A 14,401-nucleotide genomic window follows, 5' to 3' on the forward strand; every position below is an offset into this window, starting at 1 on the left:
CCCCTCTCCGTCTCGGCTTCGCCGAGCCACCTCTCCCCGCCTCTGGCGGGGCGAGGAACCCAGGCTCGCGAAGGGCGCTGGCTCGGCGATTGGCGTTTCCTCGCCCCCACAAAGTGGGGGAGAGGTGGATCGGCGCGCAGCGCCGAGACGGAGCGGGGGCAGCGCTGCCCTCTGCGATTAACGCTGATCATCCGTCCGTTAACGGAATCGGAAGGAGATGTTTAACGCTTCGTCTCTATCTCCGGCCCCGGGTGGCGCAGACAGAGCGAGCATGATGAACGACAGCCCCGAAAAGCGAAACGAATGGCGTGCTATTTTCTACGTGCAGGCCCGCGTCGCCATCCTGTTTGTGCCGGTCGTCCTCAGCCTTCTCCTCATCGGCATTTTTGCCGGCAACGACCGCAAATCCGTGCCGGACCCCGTCGATCCGACCGTGACGGGCTCGGTGCGCTGAGAACCGCCGGCGGCGGGCTTACCTCAGACGAAGCGTGGTATCGGCCCGTTCTGGGGCGTCGTATCGCCCTCGAGGTCGACGAAAACCTCGTCGACAAAGCACCAGGCCCAGCCTTCCGGCGGGTCGTAGCCTTCGATGATCGGATGCTGCGTGGCGTGGAAATGTTTCGTCGCGTGGCGGTTGGGCGAGTCGTCGCAGCAGCCGACATGGCCGCAGGTGCGGCAGAGCCTGAGATGCACCCACCAGGATCCGCTCTTCAGGCATTCCTCGCAGCCCAGCGCGCTCGGCGTGACCTTTTTGATGTCCCTGGTGTGCCTGCATTCGTCCATCACGGTCTCCTGGCCGGTTCGGGCTGATTATTCGTTGGCGGCGGCGCCGTTACCTGCCAGATAGGCATGCAGGGCCGCAACCACCTGCGCGCCTTCGCCGACGGCGGCCGCGACGCGCTTGGTCGAGCCGCAGCGCACGTCGCCGATGGCGAACACGCCGCTGCGGCTCGTCTCCATCAGCCCGTGCCCCGGCGTCGTGTCCGGTCCGGTCCGCACGAAACCCTTCGCATCCAGCGCCACATTGCAGTTGGCCAGCCAGTCGGTGTTCGGGTCGGCGCCGATGAACAGGAAGAGGTGGTGGATGGCGCGCTCTGTCTCCTCGCCGGTTATCCGGTTGCGCCAGCGCAGCCGCTCGAGATTGCCGTCATGGCCTTCCAGCGCCGTCACTTCGGTTTGCGTCAGCACCTCGATGTTGGGCTGCGCCTTGATGCGCTCGACCAGATAGCGCGACATGGTGGCATCAAGGCTGTCGCGGCGCGCCAACAGCGTCACCTTGCGCACCTGGCTCGCCAGATAGACGGCCGCCTGTCCGGCCGAATTGCCGGCGCCGACCAGCGCCACCTCCTGGCTCTGGCAAAGCCTGGCCTCGATCGGCGAGGCCCAGTAATGCACCGACGTCCCCTCGAACTGCGCCAGGTTGGCGATATCGAGGCGGCGGTAGCGCGCGCCGCTGGCGATCACCACCGCGCGTGAGCGCACGCTCTCGCCATCGCCGATGGCAAGCCTGTAGCGGGCGCCGTCGCCGGCGTCGTCGAGCAGCTTCGCCTCATCTGGGATGACCATCTCGACGCCGAATTTCTGCGCCTGGTTATAGGCGCGCGCCATCAGCGCCATGCCGGTGATCCCGGTCGGGAAGCCGAGATAGTTCTCGATCCGCGCCGAGGCGCCCGCCTGCCCGCCGAAGGCGCGGCAGTCGAGCACGATGGTAGACAGCCCTTCCGAAGCCGCATAGACGGCCGCCGCCAGCCCCGCCGGCCCGGCGCCGACGATCGCCACGTCATAGATCTTGTCGGCATCGATCGGCCGCAGCAGGCCGACGCAGCGGGCAAGCTCGTTCTCGCCCGGATTGTGCATCAGCTTGCCGTTCGGGCAGAGCACGATCGGCAGATGGTGCGGATCGACATGGAACCGCTCGATCAGCGTTTTCGCGCAAGGGTCGGTGTCGGAATCGAGCGCCCGGTGCGGCAACCCGCTGCGCCGCAGAAAACCTTGCAGCCGCAGCACGTCGCCATTGCCTGGAGGGCCGATGACGACCGGCCCGCTGGCGCCGCTTTCGAGCAGGCCGACGCGGCGCAGGATCAGCGCCCGCATGACGCGCTCGCCGAGATTGGCCTCCTGCACCATCAGGTCGCGCAGCCGCTGCGAGGGGATGACGATCGCCTCGACCGGCTCGACGGCCTCGGCATTGACCAGCGACGGCCGGTTCGACAGCTGCGCCAGCTCGCCGATGAAATTGCCGGCGCCATGGGTGACGATCGGCTCAGGCCGGCCGAGCCCGCCGGCCTGGGTGATGTCGACCTTGCCCGACAGGATGAGGATCAGGCCTGGCGAAACCGTGCCGGCCGTCACGATATGATCGCCGGCGGCATAGGCGCGCGCCTCGCCGAAGCGCCGCATGCGCTCGATATCCGCATCCGAGAGGATCGGGAACATCTGGTCGCGCCGGGCGGCGATGGTCGGGCTGACGGAAGGGGCCATGGCGCGACCGTAGCGGAGCGCTTGCTGGGTTTGAAGCGGTTTGTTGGGAGACTGGCCGGAAGGGGAGGTTGGGGCGGCACCCTATGCGTCGTCATCCTCGGGCTTGACCCGAGGATCCATGCCGTGACCTTTGTCGGAGAACGCAGCAGAGCAGAATTCTGGAGCCCCGCTACGCCTCGACGTCACGGAATGGATCCCAGGGTCTCCGCGACGGAGCTTCGCTCCTGCTCCGCCCTGGGATGACGAAGTTCCGAGGTCAAAGGCTAATCTTGAACGTCGTGATCGCTGGCGGATAAGGCCGATCCCGTTGGCAGTCGGGATGAGATGGTGCCCAGAAGAGGACTCGAACCTCCACTCCTTGCGGAACACGGACCTGAACCGTGCGCGTCTACCAATTCCGCCATCTGGGCTGGTGGGCGCTCATGTAAGCGGGCAAACGATATGTGTCAACGCGCTTTTTTCGTGGGTCGCCCTGGCTGGCCTAAAGGCCTCACCCCTCCAGCACTTCCTTCTTCGCCACGGTGGAATCGGCGTTGAGCTTGTAGATCACCGGCACGCCGGTGCCGAGCTCGAGCTTGACGATCTCCTCGCCGCTCTTGCCGTCCAGCGCCATGATCAGCGCGCGCAGCGAATTGCCGTGCGCCGCCACCAGCACCGTCTCGCCGCGCAACACATGCGGCTGCACCTCGTGCAGGTAATAGGGCCACACGCGCGCGCCGGTGTCCTTCAGGCTTTCGCCGCCGGGCGGGGCGATGTCGTAGGAACGGCGCCAGATATGCACCTGCTCCTCGCCCCATTTCTTGCGCGCGTCGTCCTTGTTGAGGCCGGAGAGATCACCATAGTCGCGCTCGTTGAGCGCCTGGTCGCGGATGGTCTTGAGCTCGCTCTGGCCGACCACGTCGAGGATGTGCTGGCAGGTCTTCTGCGCCCGCTTCAGCGCCGACGTATAGGCGATGTCGAATTTCAGGCGGCGCGCCTTGAGCTTTTCGCCGGCCGCGAGCGCTTCCGCCGTGCCCTGGTCGGTCAGGTCGACATCGCGCCAGCCGGTGAACAGGTTCTTCAGGTTCCATTCGCTCTGGCCGTGGCGCACGAGCACGAGAGTTCCCGACATGTTTGCTCCTATAGAATGTTTGGATAGGGATTAGCTCAGGCCGAGCACGTCCCGCATGGAATAAAGTCCGGGTTTCTTGCCGCGTGCCCAGAGCGCCGCCTTGACGGCGCCGCGGGCGAAGATCGCCCGGTCCTCGGCATGGTGGGACAGCGTGATGCGCTCGCCGGTGCCGGCAAGGATCACGCTGTGGTCGCCGACCACGGAGCCGCCGCGCAGCGTGGCGAAGCCGATCGAGCCCGCCTTGCGCACGCCGGTATGGCCGTCGCGCACCCGCACGCTGTTGTCGGCGAGATCGATGCCGCGCCCCGTGGCCGCCGCCTCGCCGAGCAGCAGCGCCGTGCCGGACGGCGCGTCGACCTTGTGGCGGTGGTGCATTTCCAGGATCTCGATGTCGAAATCCTCCGGGTCGAGGGCCTTCGCGGCCTGCTCGACCAGCACCGCCAGAAGATTGACGCCGAGGCTCATATTGCCGGATTTGACGATCGTCGCATGGCGCGCGGCGGCGGCGATCCTGGCATTGTCCTCGGCCGAGCAGCCGGTGGTGCCGATGACATGGACGATGCGCGCCTGCGCGGCATAGCCGGCGAATTCGACGCTCGCCGCCGGCGCCGTGAAATCGAGCACGCCGTCGGCCTTGGCGAAGGCCGGCAGCGGATCGTCGACGATCGGCACGTTGATGATGCCGATGCCGGCAAGCTCGCCGGCATCCTTGCCGAGATGGGGGGAGTCCGGCCGCTCGACCGCGGCGGCGACGCGCGCGCCGGGCATGGTGTGGATGGCGCGGATAAGCGTCTGGCCCATGCGGCCCGCGGCGCCCACCACGACCAGGCCCATATCGCCGGCTTCGCTCATGCGCTTCTCCTGACGGTCTTCTTGGCGCGGCTGCGCGGCGCCGGAGTTTGGCTTGCCTTGGCGTCGTCGACAAGCCCCAGCCCCTTCTTGCCCTGGATCCGGTGGAAACGGGCATAGATGCCGTGCGGGTCGGCCATCAGCGTCGCATGCGTGCCTTCCTCGACCAACCTGCCCTCTTCCAGCACGATGATATGGTCGGCATTGACCACCGTCGACAGCCGGTGCGCGATCACGATCGTCGTGCGCCCTTCCATGACGTGGGTCAGCGCCTCCTGGACGCGCGCCTCGGCCTCGTTGTCGAGCGCCGAGGTCGCCTCGTCGAGCAGCAGGATCGGCGCCTGGCGAACGATGGCGCGCGCGATCGAGACGCGCTGCCGCTGGCCGCCGGACAGCGTCGAGCCGCCTTCGCCGACCGGCGTGTCGTAGCCTTGCGGCTGCTGGCGGATGAACTCGTCGGCCGCCGCCAGTTTCGCCGCCTGCTCGATCTCGGCGTCGGTCGCCGACAGCCGGCCGAAGCGAATGTTGTCGCGGATCGTGCCCTCGAACAGGTAGGGCGCCTGCGCCACATAGGCGATCGATTGGCGCAGCGAATGCTTGGTGACCTTGGCGACGTCCTGGCCGTCGACCTCGATCGAGCCCTTGTCTACGTCGTAGAAGCGCTGCAGCAGCGCCACCAGCGTCGACTTGCCGGCGCCCGACGCGCCGACGATGGCCGTCACCTTGCCGGCCGCGGCGGTGAAGCTCAGGTCCCGCAGCACCGGCATGTCGGCGTTGTAGCCGAACGTCACATTGTTGAAACGCACCTCGCCTGTGGTGATCTTCGCCTCGACCGCGTCGGGGGCGTCGCCCTGCTTCGGCTCGAGGTCGAGCAGCTCGTAGATCATGCGCGCGTTGACCAGCGCGCGTTCCATGCCGACCTGCGTGCGCGCCAGGCGCCGCGCCGGGTCGTAGGCCAGGATCAGCGCGGTGATGAAGGAGAACACCGCGCCCGGCGGCTGCCCGAGCACCAGCGCCCGATAGCCGGAATAGGCAAGCACGGCGGTGACGGCGAGGCCGCCCAGGATCTCGGAAATCGGCGACAGCCGCTCCGCGACGCGGGCGATCTTGTTGTTACGCTGCTCGGCCGTGTCGGCCATGATGCCGATGCGGCGCGCCAGCTCGTCCTCCAGGGTGAAGGCCTTGACGATGGCGATGCCTTGCGTGGCCTCCTGGACAGACCCGTTCAGCCGCGAGTTGATCAGCACGGATTCGCGGTTGATCTTGCGCAGGCGGCGGGTGATGTAGACGACGGCCCAGATCAGCGGCGGTCCGATCAGCAGCGAGCTGAGCGACAGCACCGGATCCTGGTAGATCATCACGCCGACGAGGGCGACGAGCGAGACCGCGTCGCGGCTGATGGAGGTCAGCGTCAGCGACAGGAGATCGCGGATGCCGCCGACATTCTCGTTCACCTGAGCCGCCAGCCGGCCGGAACGGGTCTCGTTGAAGAAGTCGACGCCGAGCTTCATCAGATGGTCGAAGCTGCGCTTCTGGTAGCGGGCGACCAGGTTGTTGCCGATCCTGGCCAGCGCCACCGCCTGGCCGTAGCCGGCGAAGCCGCGCAGCACGGAGGCGCCCATGAAACCGGCGCAGATCCAGACGATCATGTCGCTGCGCCGTTCGTAGAAGATCTGGTTGATCATCGGCGCCATGATCCACGCCGTGAAGGCGGTGGTGCCCGAAACAATCAGCAGGCAGGCGACGGCAACAACATAGGTCCAGCGGTATTCCCTGCCGTTTTCGGCCAGGATGCGGCGCAGCACCGCGCTGACCTCGGTGGGCTGGACTTTCAGTTTGAGGGAAGTTTGAACGGTCAAATCAAAGGCGCTTCGTGGGTTTTCGTCGGGGCAGGGCTGCCTCTCGGCACCCCTCTTAGCGCCCCGGCTACGGCTTGCCTATGGCGAAACTTCGTCGCGCCGGCCGATCGCCAGCCCGAATCCGGGCGCGATCAGGAGCACCAGTGCCGCCCCGCCGTGTTGACGCCGAACAGCGACGGCGTCCTGGCATAGGCCGCAAGCCCGAGCAGCGCCGCCAGCGGATGAGTGATGACATAGACCGGCATTTCGTGCATCAGCGCGCTGTGCGGCGCCTTGTCCTCGAAGGCGGCGCGGAAATTGCCTTGCTTCAGCGCCGGCACGATCTTCTGGGCGATGCCGCCGGTCAGGAACACACCGCCGCGGCCCATGAACACCAGCGCCAGGTCGCCGGCGGTTCGGCCGAGGCAGGTGACGAACAGCGCCAGCGCCTCCTCGGCGACCGGGTCGGATTTCGCAAGCGCCGCCGCGGTGATCTCGGCCGGAGTGGTGAAGGGCGCCTGCTTGGCATCGGCCTTGGCCACGGCGCGATAGACGTTGACCAGTCCGCGCCCACACAGGATCTGCTCGCCGGAGATGCGGCCTTCGAGCTTGTCGATGTTCGGGAACACCTGGAAGTCGCGCGGCGTGCGCGGGCCGATATCCATATGCCCGCCCTCGCCCGGCACCGGGATCCAGTGGTCGAGCGCGTAGATCAGCCCGGCGACGCCCAGCCCGGTTCCGGGGCCGAGCACGACGCGGCTCGCATTGGGTTCCGGCGTGCCGCCGCCGATCTTTTCCATATGCTCTTCGCCGAGCGCCACGACGGCCAGCGCCTGCGCCTCGAAATCGTTGAGCACCACGACCTCGCTCAGGCCTAGATTGGCGATCATCTGCCGGGGTTTCACGACCCAGGGGCAGTTGGTGAGCGGAATCTCGTCGCCGTCGACCGGCCCGGCGATCGCCAGCACCGCCGAGTTCGGCTGGATGGACGAGCGGTCGAGCACCGCCGCCTGGATCGCGTCGTCGATGGTCTTGAAATTCGCCGTCTGGACGATCTGGGGCTCGGTCGCTTCGGAATTGGCGTCGAGCACGATCGAGAAGCGCGCATTGGTGCCGCCAATGTCGCCGATCAGGACCGGAAACCGCAGCCCCTTCTCGTCTTCGCCTGCCATGCTCGTGATCGTCCTCGTTGCGGCGCCACTGCGCCGTTTCAATCGATTGACTAGCGCATGACCCCGGAAAGGGGAAGCCCGCTTCGGTGTCAGTTTCCCGGTCTGGGCCTTGGCAGCGGAATGCCGATCTTCGGCGTCGGCGCGAAAGCGCTTGCGGCCGTCGGCATCGCGGCATTGCCGCTGGAGATCGTCTCCGCCGGCTCGGTCGGCTGCGGTTCGGCCACGGCCACGGCGGCGGCGCTGCCGCCCTGATAGGTCACGGCCGCCAGTGACGGCGCATCCGTCGCGGCGAGCACCGCTTGGCACTCTTTCGGCAGATTGGCCATCGTCATCAGGTCGCGGGCCTTGGGCGCATCGGGATTCTTGTTGGGCCGCCACGGCTCCGCGGTGAACCACCAGGCCAGCGGCTTGCCGCAGCCGTCATCCGCGGGCGTCGCCTCCTGCCCCTTGCAACCGGGCGAGCCCGGCTGGCAGCCGATGCGCATATGGAAGTGATAGTCATGACCCCAGAACGGCCGGATCTTGCGCAGCCACGAGCGGTCGCCGGTGACGGTGTCGCAGAGCTTCTTCTTGATGCCGGGATTGACCAGGATGCGCTCGACTTCCGGATAGCTCGCGGCGCGCTTCAAGAGCCGCGTATGCGCCGGCGTCCACAGCGCGTCCTTCACCAGATGCGTCTTCTCGTCGACCATCAGCGTGGCGCTCATCGATTCGCGCTGGGCGATGGTGAGCGACCGCTTCGGCATCGGCGTCAGCCAGATGTCGGCGTCGAGCCCGATCTGGTGCGAGGCATGGCCGGTCATCATCGGTCCGCCGCGCGGTTGCGAGACGTCGCCGACCAGAAGCCCCGGCCAGCCATCGGCTGCCGCGTCGCGCGACAGTTTCTCGATCAGCGCGATCATGGCCGGATGGCCCCAGCGGCGGTTGCGCGAGGGGCGCATCACTTCCCAGGTCGGGCCTTCCATCGGCAGGGCGACGCCGCCGGCGAAGCAGCCTTTGGAGTAGAAGCCGAAGGATTGGGCGGGCACCACCGCCGGCAATTTCTTGGCGCCGAACAGGTCCTTGGCGCGCGGTTCGGCCGAAATCGCCGCCGCCGCCAGCGCGGCCAGGGTCACCAGCGCCAGCGCGGCGGTCAGGAACGGCTTCCTATCGGGCAGCGATCGCAAATTCATCAGGCCGGATCCCTCTCCAGTCTATCGGTTTGCGGCACGGTCAGGAACGAATCATACCACGCCGCGCGTCCCGCATCGATCTTCAGCGCCTCATCGGGCTGCGCGGCGCCCCGTCCCGCCAGTTGCCCTCGGACCACATCCGCTCCAGCGCCACCCGGTAGTTCGGGAACCGGAAGCGATAGCCGGCCGCCTTGATCGCCTTGTTGGCGACACGCTTGTTCTCGCCATAGAAAGACCGCGCCATGGGCGAAAGTTGGGCGGTCTCGAAGGGAATTTCCGGCGGCGGCTCGACGCCCATCAGCCCGGCGGCGTAGGCCACGACATCCTGCGGCGGCGCCGGCTCGTCGTCGGTGACGTTGAAAATGCCGCCGAGATTGTTATCGGCGAGGTGCCAGAGCGCGCCGGCGATGTCGTCGCAATGAATGCGGTTGAACACCTGCCCCGGCTTGACCAGCCGCCGCGCCGTGCCCTCCTCGAGATTGGCCAGCGCGTTGCGGCCGGGCCCGTAGATTCCGGAAAGCCGCAGCACCGCCACCGGCTTTCCGATCTCGCGGCCGAGCTTCAGCCATTCCTGTTCGGCCGCCACCCGCATCACCGAGCGCTTCGACACCGGCCGGCAGGCGCTGGTCTCGTCCACCCAGGCGCCGTCATGGTCGCCATAGACGCCGACGGTGGAGAGATAGCCGATCCATTCCAGCGCCGGCATTTTTTCCTTGAGCGCATCGCCCGCGGCGTTGAGCACCGGATCGCCGGCCTCGTCGGGAGCGACCGAGACGATGAGATGCGTCGTTTTGACGAGCGCGTCGCTGAGCTCGGGCGACAGCGCGCCGTCGAATTGCAGCGGCTCGATGCCGGCCGATCGCAGCGCCTCGAACTTTTCCGGTGCCCGGGTCGTGCCGAAGAGCGGCGCATGTTGGGCGTTGGCCCGCGCGAAAGCCTTGCCGGAATAGCCGGCGCCGAAGATGAAGAATCGTCTTTCGCTCATCGATGAACCTCTGCGGATGCCAAGCCCGCCAGCCACTCCTCACGGACCGCCGCATCGGGCTCGGTCTTCGAGGCGATGGCGGCAAGCTCGCCAAATTCGCGATCGGAGAGCAGCCGCGACAGGGCCCAGATTGCCGCACCCCGCACCAGCGGCAAGGCGTCGTCGAGCAGGCCACGCACGCCAGGTACAAGCGAAGCGTCGCCCGAATTGCCGGCGGCGATCAGCACGTTGCGGACAAAACGGTCGCGGCCGATGCGCTTGACCGGCGAGCCCGAGAAGAACGCGCGAAATGCCGCGTCGTCGAGGGCGAGCAGCTCCGACAGCGGCGGCTCGCGCAAATCCGCGCGCGCGACAAGCTTCGCTTCGGATGCGGCGCTTGCGAACTTGTTCCACGGGCAGGCCGCCAGGCAGTCGTCGCAGCCATAGATGCGGTTGCCCATCCTTTCGCGGAACTCGCGCGGGATCGGCCCCTTGTTCTCGATGGTGAGGTAGGAGATGCAGCGCCGCGCATCGAGCCGGTAGGGCGCCGGAAACGCATCGGTCGGGCAGGCGTCGAGGCAGGCGCGGCAGGAGCCGCAATGGTCGATCTCTGCCTGGTCCGGCTTAAGCTCCGCCGTGGTGAAGATCGTGCCGAGGAACAGCCACGAGCCATGCGCGCGGCTGACCAGGTTAGTGTGCTTGCCCTGCCATCCGAGCCCGGCGGCCTCCGCCAACGGCTTTTCCATGACCGGCGCCGTATCGACGAACACCTTCACGTCGCCGCCGGCGCGCGCCACGATCTTGCCGGCGATCTCCTTCAGCCGGCCCTTCATCACGTCGTGATAGTCGCGGTTCTGCGCATAGATCGAGATCGCGCCGCGGTCGGGTTTTTGGAGGATATCGCGCGGGTCGCGGTCGGGGCCGTAGTTCATCGCCAGCACGATGATCGAGCGCACCTCCGGCCACAATGTCGAGGGCTCGGCGCGGCGTTGAAGCGTCTCGGCGATCCAGTCCATCGAGCCGTGGAAACCGTCGGCGACGAATTCGGCCAAGCGTGCGGGCGCCAGCGGAATCGCGTCCGGCCGGGTCACGGCGACCGCCTCGAAGCCGGCGCGGCGCGCCTCCGCGTCGATCAGCGCGCGTAAGCTTTCAGAAGTCGAGGTCCGCATAATGCGATACCGGCGACAGGCCGCGCACCCGGTCGGAGAGCAGCGGCCGGAACGACGGCCGCGATTTCACCCGCGTGTACCATTCGCGCGCGGCGCTGTGTTCGCGCCAGTCGATCTCGCCGAGATAATCGAGCACCGACAGCGTAGCCGCCGCCGCGAGGTCGGCATAGGTCACCTTGTTGCCGGCCAGCCAATGGCGCGTGCCGGCCAGCCAATTGGTATATTTCATGTGCTGGCGGATGTTGGCGCGCGCCGCCCGGATCGCCGCCGAATCGGGCGAGCCGCCGCCGGCGGTTTCCGGCATCACCGGCTTCAGCACGCGCTCGCGCACCAGGTGGCGGGTGACCTCACTTTCGGCCTTCGCCAGATACCAGTCGGTCAGCCGGCGGATTTCGGCGCGCTGCATCGGGTCCTCGGCGAACAGCCTTTTGTCGCGTTTCAAGACGCCGCGCGTCTCGTCGAGATATTCGGCGATCACCATGGCGCCGACGATCGGCACATCGCCTTCGGCGAGCAGGATCGGCAGCGTGCCGGCCGGGTTCAGTGCCAGGAACTCCTTGCGCCGCGTCCACGGCTTTTCCTCGATCAGCGCCAGCTCCTCGCCATACTCGCCAAAGGCGAGGCGCACGAACCGGCAGGTGGCGAACATGGGATGATGGAAAAGCGTCAGCATGGTTCCGCGATGATAGGGCGCACTGGCGAATCGATACCTGCACCGGTAAGTCTTGGCGGCCCGTCATGCGGCCGTCACGGTGTTGCGACCTATAGGGGGACTTCCGCGCCGTGACAAGCAAGCCGTTGTCCCAGCTATCCCCGAAATCCTGAGGTTGCCATGGAAAGCCAGACCATCGTCGAAGCGCTGCTGCTTGGGGTTTTGGAGGGCCTGACCGAGTTCATCCCGGTGTCCTCGACCGGCCACATCCTGCTTGCCGGCCATTTCCTTGGCTTCCACTCCACCGGCAAGGCCTTCGAGATCCTGATCCAGCTCGGCGCCATCCTGGCGATCCTCAGCGTCTATTTCGGCAAGCTCTGGCAGATGCTGATCAAGCTGCCCAGCGACCCGCAGACCAGGCATTTCGTCATCGGCATCCTCATTGCCTTCCTGCCGGCGGCGGTCATCGGCGCGGTGGGTCATGACTTCATCAAAAACTATCTGTTCGAATCGCCAAAACTGATCTGCAGCATGCTGATCATTGGCGGCGTGGTGCTGCTCGTCGTCGACCGCATCAACTTCAAGCCGGTGCATCACGACGTCGAGCGCTTCCCGTTGAGCGTCTATCTCAAGATCGGCCTGTTCCAGTGCCTGTCGCTGATCCCGGGCACGTCGCGTTCCGGCTCGACCATCGTCGGCGCGCTGCTGATGGGGGTCGACAAGCGCGCGGCGGCGGAATTCTCCTTCTTCCTCGCCATGCCCACCATGGTCGGCGCCTTCGCCTTCGACCTCTTCAAGAACCGCAACGTGCTGACTTCGGCCGACCTGCCGATCATTTCCGTCGGCTTCATCGCCGCCTTCGTCGCCGCGCTGATCGTCGTGCGCTTCCTGCTCGATTACGTCTCGAAGAACGGCTACGCGCTGTTCGGCTGGTGGCGGCTGCTGGTGGGGATAGCGGGGCTGGCGGCGCTGATGGTTTGGGGGTGAAGAGCGTGGCCTTGCATCCGCGCCTTCGTCATCCACGGGCGGAGCAAGGAGCGAAGCGACGCGCGAAGACCCAAGGATCCATGCCGTGACGCAGACCGTAGAACGCGGCGGTCGCGAATAGCTTCGTCGGGCGCGACGCTTTTTTATCCAGATTCTGCACGGTGGCAGCGCGTCTAGGTCACGGCATGGATCCTAGGGTTTCCGCGTCGCTTCGCGACTGCTCCACCCTAGGATGACGAAGGAATGGCCTAATTCCTTCCATAAAACGCGTTCTCGACATGCACCGGCCAGCGCCAGGGCAGCACCGCCACCATGTCGAAACGCATCGAAAGCCTCCCGTAATCCGGCTGGCGCGACAACCACAAATCCGCCGCGCTCTCGATGCGCCGCTCCGATTCGTGGCCGATCGCTTCCATCGCCTCGATCAATGTCCGCCGCGCCTTGACCTCGACGAACAGCACGAGATCGCCGCGCCGGGCGATCAGGTCGATCTCGCCGAGCCTGGTGCGGTGGCGGCGGGCAAGGATGCGATAGCCTTTCAGCATCAGCGCCAGCGCCGCCAGCCATTCGCCGCGATGGCCGCGCCGATAGGCCTTGCGGCGATGGACGACCGTGCGTTCAGCCATTTCTTTGCCCGACCATGATCCTATCCAAAAACCGGCTTTCGCTTTTCGGGATCATGGTCCGTCCTTGAGCTCCAAGAGCCGCCGGTAGAGCGCCTGTTTCTGGCCGCCGGTCATCTTCGCCGCTTCCGATGCCGCCTTCGAAGCCGGCATTTCGGCCGCGAGAGACAGAAGCAGCCGGTCGATGTCGGCCGGCTGCTCTTCCGCTGCTTCGGGCGGGCCGACGCAGACGACGATCTCGCCCTTTGGCGTGTCGGCGGCGGCATAGTGGCCGGACAGCTCGGCCAGCGTGCCGGTGCGCATCTCCTCGAAGGCCTTGGTCAGCTCGCGGCCGATCGCGGCTTTGCGCGCGCCCCCCAGCACTTCCACCATGGCGCCAAGCGTCTCGGCCAGCCGTCGGGGCGACTCGAAGAAGATCAGCGTTGCCGGCACCGCCTTGAAGGTTTCGAGCTTGGCCAGCCGCTGCCCGGTCTTCACGGGCAGGAACCCTGCGAACAGGAAGGCGTCGGAGGGGAGGCCCGAGGCGGTCAGCGCGGCGAGCGCGGCTGAAGGCCCTGGGATCGGCACCACGCGGATGCCGCGCTCCAGCGCCTCGCCGACCAGCCGATAGCCGGGATCGGAGACCAGGGGCGTGCCGGCGTCGGAGATCAGCGCCACGCTTTGCCCGGCCGCCAGCGCCTCGATCAGCTTCGGCCCGGCCTCCTGCGCATTGTGCTCGTGATAGGCGGTGGTGCGGCGGCGGATGCCGTAGCGCTCGAGCAGCACGCGCGAGACGCGCGTGTCCTCGCAGGCGACGATGTCGGCGGCGGCCAGCGTCTCCAGCGCGCGCAGCGTGATGTCGGCCAGATTGCCGATCGGCGTGGCCACCAGATAGAGCGCCGGCGTGAGCGGCCGCGCCGCGATCTCGGTCTGTCCGATCAGATAGCTGCTTCTGTCGCCGGTCACCGGTTGCCCCTCATAACCGGCCTTGTTTGGCATGGCTGGCGCCTCGTTGCAAAACGTGAGGTCGGGTCAACGAAATCGCCATGCCTTTGCCACAGTGCGGAACGAAACCCACAGCGGCGAATTTAACCCCTGATTCCCCGGGAGGAGGCAGGACCGGACGATGCCCAATCGCTTCGACATCTTCATCAGCCGACTTGAAAGCAAGACCGCCCGCGAGGGCATCCCTCCACACCCCATCGCCGCCCAGAGCGGCGTCCGCCGCGACAAGAGCGAGCAGAAGCAGGCCCGCGACGAGGCGCATGGCGAGAAGCAGCGCAGCAAGCACCGCCAGAAGCATGATGCCTAGAGCGTTGTAAGTGAGCGCAGGCCGCTCCCGCTTCGTCATTCCAGGGCGGAGCAAGGAGCGAAGCGACGCGCGCAGACCCTGGAATCCATGCC

The 14,401-nt window shown here is 66.8% G+C and carries 15 protein-coding genes and 1 tRNA gene; 3 read left to right on the forward strand and 13 right to left on the reverse strand.

The features are described from left to right. Window positions 1-274 precede the first annotated feature (274 nt). A complete protein-coding gene (locus tag EOA23_RS22665; RefSeq protein WP_189341673.1) occupies window positions 275-454 on the forward strand; it encodes a hypothetical protein in 180 nt (59 codons plus the stop codon). Window positions 455-477: 23 nt separating this feature from the next. Here EOA23_RS22665 and EOA23_RS22670 read toward each other — a convergent pair whose 3' ends face one another. The 11 genes from EOA23_RS22670 to EOA23_RS22720 form a co-directional block, all read right to left on the reverse strand. Continuing rightward, on the reverse strand, window positions 478-783 hold the full coding sequence (locus EOA23_RS22670) for a UBP-type zinc finger domain-containing protein (protein ID WP_126063528.1): 306 nt from the start codon (window positions 781-783) through the stop codon (window positions 478-480). 27 nt (window positions 784-810) lie between these two features. Continuing rightward, window positions 811-2,481 carry a cyclic nucleotide-binding domain-containing thioredoxin-disulfide reductase gene (locus tag EOA23_RS22675; RefSeq protein WP_127305786.1) on the reverse strand — a complete coding sequence of 557 codons (1,671 nt, stop codon included), beginning with the start codon at window positions 2,479-2,481 and terminating at the stop codon, window positions 811-813. 325 nt (window positions 2,482-2,806) lie between these two features. Continuing rightward, a tRNA-Leu gene (locus tag EOA23_RS22680) sits at window positions 2,807-2,891 on the reverse strand. An 80-nt stretch (window positions 2,892-2,971) separates the two neighbouring features. Then, window positions 2,972-3,592 carry a 2,3-bisphosphoglycerate-dependent phosphoglycerate mutase gene (locus EOA23_RS22685; protein ID WP_127305787.1) on the reverse strand — a complete coding sequence of 207 codons (621 nt, stop codon included), beginning with the start codon at window positions 3,590-3,592 and terminating at the stop codon, window positions 2,972-2,974. A gap of 30 nt (window positions 3,593-3,622) precedes the next feature. Then, on the reverse strand, window positions 3,623-4,444 hold the full coding sequence (dapB, locus tag EOA23_RS22690; protein ID WP_127305788.1) for a 4-hydroxy-tetrahydrodipicolinate reductase: 822 nt from the start codon (window positions 4,442-4,444) through the stop codon (window positions 3,623-3,625). Further along, the gene (locus EOA23_RS22695; RefSeq protein WP_127305789.1) at window positions 4,441-6,300 is read right to left on the reverse strand and encodes an ABC transporter ATP-binding protein; all 1,860 of its coding nucleotides are present in this window, start codon (window positions 6,298-6,300) and stop codon (window positions 4,441-4,443) included. The genes dapB and EOA23_RS22695 overlap by 4 nt, the downstream gene beginning before the upstream one ends. A 131-nt stretch (window positions 6,301-6,431) precedes the next feature. After that, window positions 6,432-7,451, reverse strand: coding sequence for a glucokinase (locus EOA23_RS22700; protein WP_127305790.1), 1,020 nt, complete (start codon window positions 7,449-7,451; stop codon window positions 6,432-6,434). Window positions 7,452-7,540: 89 nt separating this feature from the next. Beyond that, the gene (gene mepA / locus EOA23_RS22705) at window positions 7,541-8,623 is read right to left on the reverse strand and encodes a penicillin-insensitive murein endopeptidase (protein WP_127305791.1); all 1,083 of its coding nucleotides are present in this window, start codon (window positions 8,621-8,623) and stop codon (window positions 7,541-7,543) included. Between the two features lie 82 nt (window positions 8,624-8,705). Continuing rightward, a complete protein-coding gene (locus EOA23_RS22710; protein WP_127305792.1) occupies window positions 8,706-9,608 on the reverse strand; it encodes an SDR family oxidoreductase in 903 nt (300 codons plus the stop codon). After that, window positions 9,605-10,756 (reverse strand): tRNA epoxyqueuosine(34) reductase QueG, encoded by a 1,152-nt coding sequence (queG, locus tag EOA23_RS22715; protein ID WP_127305793.1) that lies wholly within the window; start codon window positions 10,754-10,756, stop codon window positions 9,605-9,607. Before queG ends, EOA23_RS22710 begins: the two co-directional genes overlap by 4 nt. Further along, window positions 10,737-11,429 (reverse strand): glutathione S-transferase family protein, encoded by a 693-nt coding sequence (locus tag EOA23_RS22720; protein ID WP_042645260.1) that lies wholly within the window; start codon window positions 11,427-11,429, stop codon window positions 10,737-10,739. Before EOA23_RS22720 ends, queG begins: the two co-directional genes overlap by 20 nt. 159 nt (window positions 11,430-11,588) lie before the next feature. Here EOA23_RS22720 and EOA23_RS22725 point away from each other — a divergent pair, with 159 nt between their 5' ends. Further along, complete coding sequence (locus EOA23_RS22725; RefSeq protein WP_127305794.1) at window positions 11,589-12,395, forward strand: undecaprenyl-diphosphate phosphatase; 807 nt, start codon at window positions 11,589-11,591, stop codon at window positions 12,393-12,395. A gap of 248 nt (window positions 12,396-12,643) precedes the next feature. On the opposite strand, the gene EOA23_RS22730 is transcribed toward EOA23_RS22725, so the two are convergent. Both EOA23_RS22730 and rsmI read right to left on the reverse strand, forming a co-directional pair. Continuing rightward, the gene (locus tag EOA23_RS22730) at window positions 12,644-13,021 is read right to left on the reverse strand and encodes a YraN family protein (protein WP_127305795.1); all 378 of its coding nucleotides are present in this window, start codon (window positions 13,019-13,021) and stop codon (window positions 12,644-12,646) included. A 51-nt stretch (window positions 13,022-13,072) separates the two neighbouring features. Then, the gene (rsmI, locus tag EOA23_RS22735; RefSeq protein WP_127305796.1) at window positions 13,073-13,996 is read right to left on the reverse strand and encodes a 16S rRNA (cytidine(1402)-2'-O)-methyltransferase; all 924 of its coding nucleotides are present in this window, start codon (window positions 13,994-13,996) and stop codon (window positions 13,073-13,075) included. 127 nt (window positions 13,997-14,123) lie between these two features. Between rsmI and EOA23_RS22740 the strand changes: the two genes are divergently transcribed. Next, a complete protein-coding gene (locus EOA23_RS22740) occupies window positions 14,124-14,309 on the forward strand; it encodes a hypothetical protein (protein ID WP_127305797.1) in 186 nt (61 codons plus the stop codon). Window positions 14,310-14,401 lie beyond the last annotated feature (92 nt).

The organism is Mesorhizobium sp. M2A.F.Ca.ET.042.01.1.1 (assembly GCF_003997405.1).
Lineage (GTDB): Bacteria > Pseudomonadota > Alphaproteobacteria > Rhizobiales > Rhizobiaceae > Mesorhizobium.

Coding starts and splice junctions, on each gene's coding strand:
- EOA23_RS22665 (WP_189341673.1), top strand. CDS start 275: ATGAACGACAGCCCCGAAAAGCGAAACGAATGGCGTGCTATTTTCTAC.
- EOA23_RS22670 (WP_126063528.1), bottom strand. CDS start 783: ATGGACGAATGCAGGCACACCAGGGACATCAAAAAGGTCACGCCGAGC.
- EOA23_RS22675 (WP_127305786.1), bottom strand. CDS start 2,481: ATGGCCCCTTCCGTCAGCCCGACCATCGCCGCCCGGCGCGACCAGATG.
- EOA23_RS22685 (WP_127305787.1), bottom strand. CDS start 3,592: ATGTCGGGAACTCTCGTGCTCGTGCGCCACGGCCAGAGCGAATGGAAC.
- dapB (WP_127305788.1), bottom strand. CDS start 4,444: ATGAGCGAAGCCGGCGATATGGGCCTGGTCGTGGTGGGCGCCGCGGGC.
- EOA23_RS22700 (WP_127305790.1), bottom strand. CDS start 7,451: ATGGCAGGCGAAGACGAGAAGGGGCTGCGGTTTCCGGTCCTGATCGGC.
- mepA (WP_127305791.1), bottom strand. CDS start 8,623: ATGAATTTGCGATCGCTGCCCGATAGGAAGCCGTTCCTGACCGCCGCG.
- EOA23_RS22710 (WP_127305792.1), bottom strand. CDS start 9,608: ATGAGCGAAAGACGATTCTTCATCTTCGGCGCCGGCTATTCCGGCAAG.
- queG (WP_127305793.1), bottom strand. CDS start 10,756: ATGCGGACCTCGACTTCTGAAAGCTTACGCGCGCTGATCGACGCGGAG.
- EOA23_RS22720 (WP_042645260.1), bottom strand. CDS start 11,429: ATGCTGACGCTTTTCCATCATCCCATGTTCGCCACCTGCCGGTTCGTG.
- EOA23_RS22725 (WP_127305794.1), top strand. CDS start 11,589: ATGGAAAGCCAGACCATCGTCGAAGCGCTGCTGCTTGGGGTTTTGGAG.
- EOA23_RS22730 (WP_127305795.1), bottom strand. CDS start 13,021: ATGGCTGAACGCACGGTCGTCCATCGCCGCAAGGCCTATCGGCGCGGC.
- rsmI (WP_127305796.1), bottom strand. CDS start 13,996: ATGCCAAACAAGGCCGGTTATGAGGGGCAACCGGTGACCGGCGACAGA.
- EOA23_RS22740 (WP_127305797.1), top strand. CDS start 14,124: ATGCCCAATCGCTTCGACATCTTCATCAGCCGACTTGAAAGCAAGACC.